At 70.2% G+C, this 8,835-nt stretch carries 4 protein-coding genes; 1 reads left to right on the top strand and 3 read right to left on the bottom strand.

Translation table 11 applies throughout. The annotated features are described in order from the left end of the window. Positions 1-1,719 (top strand): beta-L-arabinofuranosidase domain-containing protein (locus ACIA8X_RS39165; RefSeq protein ID WP_393460127.1); only part of this gene is annotated, 1,719 nt, incomplete at its 5' end. A 1-nt stretch (position 1,720) separates the two neighbouring features. Here the strand turns inward: ACIA8X_RS39165 and ACIA8X_RS39160 are convergent. The 3 genes from ACIA8X_RS39160 to ACIA8X_RS39150 form a co-directional block, all read right to left on the bottom strand. Then, positions 1,721-4,159, bottom strand: a complete 2,439-nt coding sequence (locus tag ACIA8X_RS39160; RefSeq protein WP_393460150.1) for a SpoIIE family protein phosphatase — start codon at positions 4,157-4,159, stop codon at positions 1,721-1,723. Between the two features lie 819 nt (positions 4,160-4,978). Continuing rightward, complete coding sequence (gene yicI / locus ACIA8X_RS39155) at positions 4,979-7,261, bottom strand: alpha-xylosidase (protein ID WP_393460124.1); 2,283 nt, start codon at positions 7,259-7,261, stop codon at positions 4,979-4,981. Then, complete coding sequence (locus ACIA8X_RS39150; protein ID WP_393460121.1) at positions 7,258-8,649, bottom strand: GH1 family beta-glucosidase; 1,392 nt, start codon at positions 8,647-8,649, stop codon at positions 7,258-7,260. Before ACIA8X_RS39150 ends, yicI begins: the two co-directional genes overlap by 4 nt. Positions 8,650-8,835 lie beyond the last annotated feature (186 nt).

Raw genomic sequence — 8,835 nt, 5'->3', positions numbered from 1 at the left:
GAGTCCGACTTCACCGCTCTCGAGCAGCGGACCCTGAGCAACGGCAACGTGCCGTACTACACCATCCACAAGACCCTTGTCGGCCTGCTGGACGTATGGCGCCACATCGGCAGCACCCAAGCCCGTGACGTGCTGCTCGCCCTGGCGGGATGGGTCGACTGGCGCACCGGACGGCTGAGCGGCCAGCAGATGCAGGCCATGCTGGGAACCGAGTTCGGCGGCATGAACACCGTGCTGACCGATCTCTACCAGCAGACAGGCGACGCGCGGTGGCTCACCGTCGCCCGGCGGTTCGACCACGCCACGGTGTTCGACCCGCTGGCGTCCAACCAGGACCGGCTCAACGGACTGCACGCCAACACCCAGGTACCCAAGTGGATAGGGGCCGCCCGGGAGTACAAGGCCACCGGCACCACCCGCTACCGGGACATCGCCACCAACGCCTGGAACATCTGCGTCAACACGCACACCTATGCCATCGGCGGCAACAGCCAGGCGGAGCATTTCCGCGCCCCGAACGCCATCGCCGGCTACCTGAACCAGGACACGTGCGAAAGCTGCAACACCTTCAACAAGCTCACCCTCACCAGGGAACTGTTCGCGCTGGACCCGAACCGGGTCGCGCTGTTCGACTACTACGAGCAGGCGTGGCTGAACCAGATGATCGGCCAGCAGAACCCGGCCGACGACCACGGCCACGTCACCTACTTCACCCCGCTCAATCCGGGCGGCCGACGCGGTGTGGGCCCGGCGTGGGGCGGCGGCACCTGGAGCACCGACTACGGCACCTTCTGGTGCTGCCAGGGCACGGGCCTGGAGATGCACACCAGGCTGATGGACTCCATCTACTTCCGCAGTGACAACACGCTGATCGTGAACCTGTTCGTGCCCTCGGTGCTCAACTGGTCAGAGCGCGGAATCACGGTCACCCAGACCACGTCGTACCCGAACAGTGACACCACGACCCTGCAAGTCACCGGCAACGTCAGCGGAACCTGGGCGATGCGCATCCGCATCCCGGGCTGGGCCACCGGGGCCACTGTCAGTGTCAACGGCGTCGCGCAAACCATCACCACCACCCCCGGCAGCTACGCCACCCTGAACCGCTCGTGGACCTCCGGCGACACGGTCACCGTCCGCCTGCCCATGCGGATCGTCATGCGAGCGGCCAACGGCAACACGAACGTCGCCGCGATCACCTACGGCCCGGTGGTCCTGTCCGGCAACTACGGCTCCACCGTCAACCTGGGCCCGTTCCACGACGCGCATGGCCACAACTACACCGTCTACTGGGACACCAGCGACACCGTCCGGCTCGCCAACGTGGGCAGCGATCTCGTGCTGGGCATCCAGAACATGTCCACGGCCGACGGTGGCCGCGCTCTGCAGTGGAACGACTCGGGCACCGCCGATCACAACTGGCAGATGATCACCGACGGAAACGCGGTCCGCTTCCGCAATGCCCACAGCGGCAAGGTGCTCGGCGTCCAGGACATGTCCACGGCAGACAATGCGACCGTCCTGCAGTGGTCGGACACCGGCACCGCCGACCACAAATGGACGCTGCTCGACCAGGGAGACGGGACCTACAAGATCCGCAACGCGCACAGTGGCAAGTTGCTCGCCATCGCGAACAACTCCACCGCTGTCGGCGCGTTCGCAGTCCAGGACTCGGACAATGGCACTGCCGACAACCGGTGGCGCATTTTGGGGAACTAGCCTAGGGGAGGGCCTGCGCGCACCAGATCGTCTTGCCGTTGGTGGTGTGCCGGGTGCCCCACCCCTGGGTGAGCTGGGCGACGAGCAACAGGCCCCGGCCGCCCTCGTCGAAGGCCCGGGCCCGGCGCAGGTGCGGAGCGGTGTTGCTGGCGTCGGAGACCTCGCAGATCAGGGAGGTATCGCGAATCAGCCGCAGCCTGATCGGCGGCTCGCCGTATCTGATGGCGTTGGTGACCAGCTCGCTGACGACCAGTTCGGTGACGAACGCCGCCTCTTCCAGGCCCCAGGTGTCCACCTGGTCGACGGCGAACTTCCTGGCGCGCGGCACCTGCGCGGGGTCGGGCTCGACGTCCCAGTCGGCGACGTGGTGGGGATCCAGCGCGTGAGTACGAGCGAGCAGCAGGGCGGCGTCGTCGGTGCGGCGTTCGGGGAGCATGGCGTCCATCACCGTGTCGCACAGGGACTCCAGTGAGGTGGCCGAGTGGTTCAGGACCCGCTGCAGTTCGGCGATCCCCTCGTCGACGTCGCGCTCGCGGCTCTGCACCACTCCGTCGGTGTAGAGGGCGAGCAGGCTGCCCTCGGGCAGTTCGAGCTCGGTGGCCTCGAAAGGCAGCCCACCGATGCCGAGCGGCGGTCCCGGCTGTGCGGGTACAGGTGTCCTTGTGCCGTCCGGGGAGATGATCAGCGGCAGGGGATGGCCGGCGCTCGCCAGCGTGAAGCGCCGGGAGACAGGGTCGTAGACGGTGTACAGGCAGGTGGCCCCGGACTCGCCGGTCGGCTGGAAGTGGCCGGCGGACTGGAGGTCGTTGGCGAGGTGGAGGACCAGGTCGTCCAGGTGGGTCAGCAGCTCGTCCGGCGGCAGGTCGACGTCGGCGAGGGTGCGGACCGCCGTGCGCAGTCGGCCCATGCCGGCCGAGGCGTGCAGGCCGTGGCCGACGACATCGCCGACGACCAGGGCGACCCTGGCGCCGGACAGCGGAATGACGTCGAACCAGTCACCGCCCACTTCCGCGCCGGTCCCGCCGGGCAGGTAGCGGGATGCCACGTCGACCGCCTCCTGGTTCGGCAGCCCCTGCGGCAGCAGGCTGCGCTGCAGGGTCAGCGCGGTCGTGCGCTCGCGCGAGTACCGGCGGGCGTTGTCGATGGCGACGGCCGCCTTGGCGGTCAGCTCTTCGGCGAGGATCAGGTCGTCGGCGGTGAAGGCCTCGGGCCGGTCGCGGCGGGAGAAGGCGACGACGCCGAGCAGTGCGCCGCGCGCCCGGAGCGGCACGGTGATCCGGCCGGTCAGCCCCTCCGCGGCGATGGACCCGTCGATCAACGGGTTGCCCGGTGGCCAGTGCGCCGGGTCGGCGGCGAGCCCGGGCCCGAAGGCCCATTCGCCGCCCTGGCCGGGCTCAGCGGCGAGCTCGACCGTGGACCTGCCGGTGGCCACGCAGTGGGCGGCGACGGAACCGGGAGCGTGGCTGACCGGAATGGTGGGCCCGGGAACCCGGTCGGTGTCCTCCCTCGCGCTGTGCTGGGCGGCACGGCCGAGTGCGATGGTCTCGCCGGGGGTGAACGCGGACGCGGAGGGCGGTTCCTCTCCGCGCAGCACCTCGTCGAAGAGATCTACGGTGACGAGGTCGACGAATCCCGGCACGGGGGTCCTGGCCAGTTCCTGGGCGGTGCCGATCACGTCGAGTGTCCGGCCGATGCCACGGGTGGCCTCGTTGAGCAGGAGCAGGCGCTGCCGAGCCCAGTACTCGGCGCTCATGTCGAATCCCCAGTTGGCGATCGCGAGGACCCTGCCCTCCCCATCCCGGACGGGCCAGATGCTGGTGGCCCAGGCGTTGGCGTAGTTGCTGCCGAGCGGGCGGAAGACGGTGATGAGACGCGCGGGCTCGCCCGTCCTCGCCACTTCGGCGAGCTTGTCGGTGTAGGGCTTGTCGTCCCTTTCGGGAAATAGCGTGCGGTCGAATTCGGGCAACACCTCGCGGTACTTCTTACCGAGCACCTGCTCCTCGGAGTGCGCGATCACCCGGCACGAGGAGGCGTTGATCCACAGGAACCGCAGTTCAGGGTCGTAGACGCCCAGAGCGAAGGGGGACTGCTCGAAGGCCCGGTCGGCGATCACCGGGCGGCGTCCCCAGCGCTGGACGGTCACCACGTGACCCAGTGCCCGCCCGTCGGGGCCGAACAGCGGGTGAGCCGCCACCACGGCGTCCACCGTGGAACCGTCCCGGTGGCGCAGGGGGATGAACCCCGTGGGGTCGGGGCCGGCGCCGTAGCCCTCGGGGAAGCCGGGTGGCGGGGGATCGACGAGCAGGTCGGTCACGGGGCGGCCGACGGTGTCCTCCGCCGTCCAGCCCAGCAGCAGCCGGCACCCCTCGCTCCAGCCGCTCACCATGCCGTCCGGGTCCACCACGGCAACGGCAGTGGGCGCGTCCTGCTTGTCGGCCATCTCCACGCGCCACGCCTCCGTCCGGACAGCCGTGCCCGTCAGGGCTGGTTTCCAGCGGCTGCTTCCAGCCTAGATCGGCCCCCGCTCCACGGCGCTCCGGCCGGTGCGTTCGGGGTGCCAGGTGCCAGGTGCCAGGTGCCGGAGCGACCGGGGCTGGGGCCTTCGCGCCCCCACTCGCGTCTCGAAGGGCGGGGCCGGCTCGTCCGCGATCGGGCGGCGCGCCGCTCGACGAGGTCCGGCCCGCCCGGCCGCCCGTCAGGACGGCGGCCGGGCCGCAGTACCGTCGCCCATCCAGCACAACAAGAACCGCCCCGGCGTGCACGGCGGGCCGCGGCCAGGGGCGAGACCGCCGCCGTCGGCTGCGAGGACGGTCCTGGTCCACAAAAGTGGCGAGTCCATCGGCCCGGGCAGGCACAGGCGGCAATCCGTCGGCATCGCATCGGGCGAGAAGGCCACGTCCCGTGACCCTGCCCAAGAGCACCAACGATGTGTCCGGCGGAGTCCTGAGTGTCTGGTCGTAGCCGGCTCGGATCATCTCGCCGTGGCTGTTGTCGCGGGTCCTGGCGCCGGCGAGCATGCGGCGCCAGGTCGCCTGGGTTCCGTGACCTCTTCGAGGGCGTCGCCGCCTCCAGCGACGAGCCTGGGTGTCCAGTCGAGCGGTGATCGCACCCAGTTCCGCGGCGTGCCGCCGCCTCGGTCGGGTGGGTCAGGCGGCCGGCGGCCTTGTCCCACGCGGTGCCCCCGACGACCGCGAGGACCAGGAACTCCCTCCCCACGTACAGCAGTTCAGGAGTCGACCCCCCGCCCTGGCTGTCGGGCTCAGCCCGGATACGGCAGGTCGGCCTCCGAGGTGCCGGCGGGCCGGGTGTGCACGGCCCCGTTCGGGCCGCCGATGCGCAGCTGCCACGGGTGCGGGCTGTCGGTGGTCACGTGCAGGCGGTCGCCCCGGCGGCGCAGGTGGAAGCGGGCCGTTTCACCGGGGCCGTCGGCGCTGGGGATCAGCACGGTACACTCGGCGCCGTCGGCGAAGGCGTGCACCCGTAGTTCGACGCCGTCCGCCCAGGCGGAGACCGGGCGTTGGTCGTCGGCCGCGAGGGGGATGACCGAGTCGGGGCGGGCCAGCAGCGGCAGGGTGTGGAAGTCGTGCTGTTCGCGTACCCAGCGCGGACCGGTGACCTGAGCGCCCGTCAGCACATTGGTCCATGGGCCTTCCGGCACGTAGAACTCGACTGTGCCGTCGTCGGTGAAGACCGGGGCGACAAGCAGGTCGTCGCCCAGCATGTACTGCCGGTCGAGGGTGGCGGCGGCCGGGTCGTCGGGGAACTCCAGCACCATGGCACGCATCACCGGGACACCGGTGGTGTGCGCCTGCTGCGCGGCGCGCTGGAGGTACGGGGCGAGGCGGTGCTTGAGCAGGGTGAATTCGCGGGTGACGTCGACGGCCTCCTCGCCGTAGTCCCAGGGCACGCGGTACGACTTGCTGCCGTGCAGGCGGCTGTGCGAGGAGAGCAGCCCGAACTGCACCCAGCGCTTGAAGACGGTCGGCGTCGGGGTGCCCTCGAAGCCGCCGATGTCGTGGCTCCAGAAGCCGAACCCGGACAGGCCGAGCGAGAGCCCGCCGCGCAGTGACTCGGACATGGCGCCGAAGTGGGAGTCGCAGTCGCCGCCCCAGTGCACGGGGTACTGCTGACCGCCGGCGGTGGCCGAGCGGGCGAACAGCATCGCCTCGCCCTCGCCGCGCTCCTCGCGCAGCAGGTCGAAGACGGCCTGGTTGTACAGGTGGGTGTAGTAGTTGTGCATCCGCTGCGGGTCGGAGCCGTCGTGCCAGACGACGTCGGTGGGGATGCGTTCGCCGAAGTCGGTCTTGAAGCAGTCCACGCCCTGGGCGAGCAGGGTGCGAAGCTTGCCGGTGTACCAGTCACGGGACGCCGGGTTGGTGAAGTCGACCAGGGCCATGCCCGGTTGCCACAGGTCCCACTGCCACACACTGCCGTCCGGGCGACGCACAAGGTGGCCCTCGCGCATGCCCTCCTCGAACAGCTCGGACTTCTGGGCGATATAGGGGTTGATCCAGGCGCACACCCGCAGTCCCCGCTCCTTGAGCCGGGCCAGCATGCCCGCCGGGTCGGGGAAGGTCTCGGAGTCCCATGCGAAGTCGGACCACTGGTAGGCGCGCATCCAGAAGCAGTCGAAGTGGAAGACGCTCAGCGGGATGCCGCGCTCGTCCATGCCGTCGATGAAGCGGCCCACCGTGGCCTCGTCGTAGTCGGTCGTGAAGGACGTGCTCAGCCATAGGCCCAGCGCCCAGGCGGGCGGCAGGGCGGGGCGGCCGGTGAGCCCGGTGTAGCGCTCCAGGATCTGCTTCAGGTTCGGGCCGTACACGACGAAGTACTCCAGCGACTGGTCCTCGACGCTGAACTGGACCTGTCCGACGCTCTCCGAGCCGACCTCGTAGCTGACCTTGCCGGGGTGGTTCACGAAGACGCCGTAGCCGCGGTTGGTCAGGTGGAACGGGATGTTCTTGTACGCCTGTTCGCTGCTGGTGCCGCCGTCTGCCTGCCAGATGTCCACCACTTGCCCGTTCTTGACGAACGGGGTGAACCGCTCACCCAGTCCGTAGACCAGTTCCCCCACTCCCAGGGCGAGTTGGCCGACCATGTGGTGACGGCCCTCGGCGTCGGTGACGAAACCGGTGCCGCGTTCGCCGGCGGAGGTCAGCACGCGTCCGCCGGCGGTGAACTCCAGCCGCCACGGCTGTTCCGTGTCCACCCGCAGCGTCAGTTCGCCGGAGGCCAGCTCCAGCACCGCTCCGTCCCGGCGCACCTTGCCGGCGTCCGCACCGGCGCCAGGCAACGCGAACTCCGGTCCTCGGCGCACCGATCCGGCGTGGTGGGTGGTCCGCACGCCGATGATCCCCTCGGCCGGGGACCAGCACTCCACGGTCAGCAGCGGGCTGTTGAGGGTCTGTCCGCGCCGACTCACGTGCTTCACGGGTGCGTAGAGGGTCATCCGGTGGTCGTCGGCGCGGATGTCGGCGACCTCGGTCGCGTAGCGGGCGGTGCAGCCCGGACGCATCAGCCAGTAGCCGTCCGTGAACTTCATCGGGCAGGTTCCTCCGTCCGCGCGCGGTGCGCGGTGATCAGGCCCCGGTACCAGTGGTAGCTGTCCTTGGGCGTTCGGGTCAGCGTGTCGTAGTCGACGTGGACGAGACCGAAGCGCTGGTCGTAGCCGCGCGCCCACTCGAAGTTGTCCAGCAGCGACCAGGCGTAGTAGCCGCGTACGTCGACGCCGGCGGCGACGGCGTCGGCCACGGCGGTGAGGTGGTCGGCCAGGTAGCCGATGCGGTCGGGGTCGTGGACGCGGCCGTTGGATGAGACCGTGTCGGCCTCCGCGGAGCCGTTCTCGGTGATCCAGATCGGGGGCAGGTGCGGGTAGCGGGCGTGGAGGTCACGGAGCAGTTCGGTGAATGCGGATGGGACGACCGGCCAGCCCATGGTGGTGTGCCGGGTGCCGTACGGGTCCAGTTCGGTCACGCCGACGTCCACGGCGGTGCGCTGCTCGGGGTCGGCCACCTGATGGGGCGCGTCGGCCACGGTGAGGGGCCGGTAGAAGTTGATGCCCAGGAAGTCCAGCGGGGCGCCGATCAGGTCCAAGTCGCCGGGCAGCCGCCAGGGGCCGTCGGCGAGACCGGCCCAGGTCTCGGCCTCGTGCCAGGGGTAGCGGTTGGCGAAGAGCGGTTCCGTCCAGATGTCGTTGTGCAGGGTCTCGGCACGACGCAGGGCGGCGCGGTCCTCGGGTCGGTCGGAGGCGGCGTGGATGCGGTCGAGGTTGAGGGTGATGCCGATCTCCGGGGCGCCCGCGGCGCGCAGCGCGCGTACGGCCAGGCCGTGGGCGACCAGCAGGTGGTGAGCGGCGGCCAGCGCGCCGCGGCCCTCTTGGGCGCCGGGTGCGTGCCGCCCCTCGGCGTAGCCGACGAAGGCGGAGCAGTACGGCTCGTTGAGCGTGATCCAGTGCTCCACCCGGTCCCCGTAGCGCTCGGCCGCGAGGGCCGCGTACTGCGCGAACGCCTCGGCGGTCTCCCTGACGCGCCAGCCACCGCGGTCCTCCAGGGCCTGGGGGAGATCCCAGTGGTAGAGCGTGACGGCGGGTGCGACACCGGCGGCCAGCAGATCGTCGATCAGCCGGTCGTAGAAGTCCAGGCCCTTGGCGTTGACCGGCCCGGTGCCCTCGGGCAGCAGGCGGGGCCAGGCGATCGAGAACCGGTAGCCGTCGACGCCGAGTTCGCGCAGCAGGCCGATGTCCTCGCGGTAGCGGTGGTAGTGGTCGCAGGCGGTGTCGCCGGTGGCGCCGCCGAGGGTGTGGCCAGGGGTGTGGCTGAAGGTGTCCCAGATGGACGGGCCGCGGCCGTCCTGGTCGTGGGCGCCCTCGATCTGGTAGGCGGCGGTCGCGGCTCCGAAGCGGAAGCCGGCGGGCAGGAAAGCAGAACCCACGAGGTACCTCAACGAGTGGGAGAGACTGGTTGGTGAAGCGCTTCGACGCTGCCCCGCCCAAGATGCCATGTCACTGCCGGGCAAGAAAGAGGGTTCCCTTGTCTGCAGCCCTTGTTTCGCCAGAAATTCCTCATTAACTTGCGTCATCAAGTGAAGCGCTTCGACTGCCCCACCTCCCCGTCCCGG

The sequence above is a fragment of the Streptomyces sp. NPDC051738 genome (genome assembly GCF_044453205.1).
Classification (GTDB): domain Bacteria; phylum Actinomycetota; class Actinomycetes; order Streptomycetales; family Streptomycetaceae; genus Streptomyces.
Note: the sequence above shows the minus strand (reverse complement) of the source record. Positions and strands in the feature narration are given on the sequence as shown.

Bases quoted from the DNA above. Each gene is read 5' to 3' on its own strand.
- yicI (WP_393460124.1), bottom strand. From the start codon at position 7,261: ATGAAGTTCACGGACGGCTACTGGCTGATGCGTCCGGGCTGCACCGCC.
- ACIA8X_RS39160 (WP_393460150.1), bottom strand. From the start codon at position 4,159: ATGGCCGACAAGCAGGACGCGCCCACTGCCGTTGCCGTGGTGGACCCG.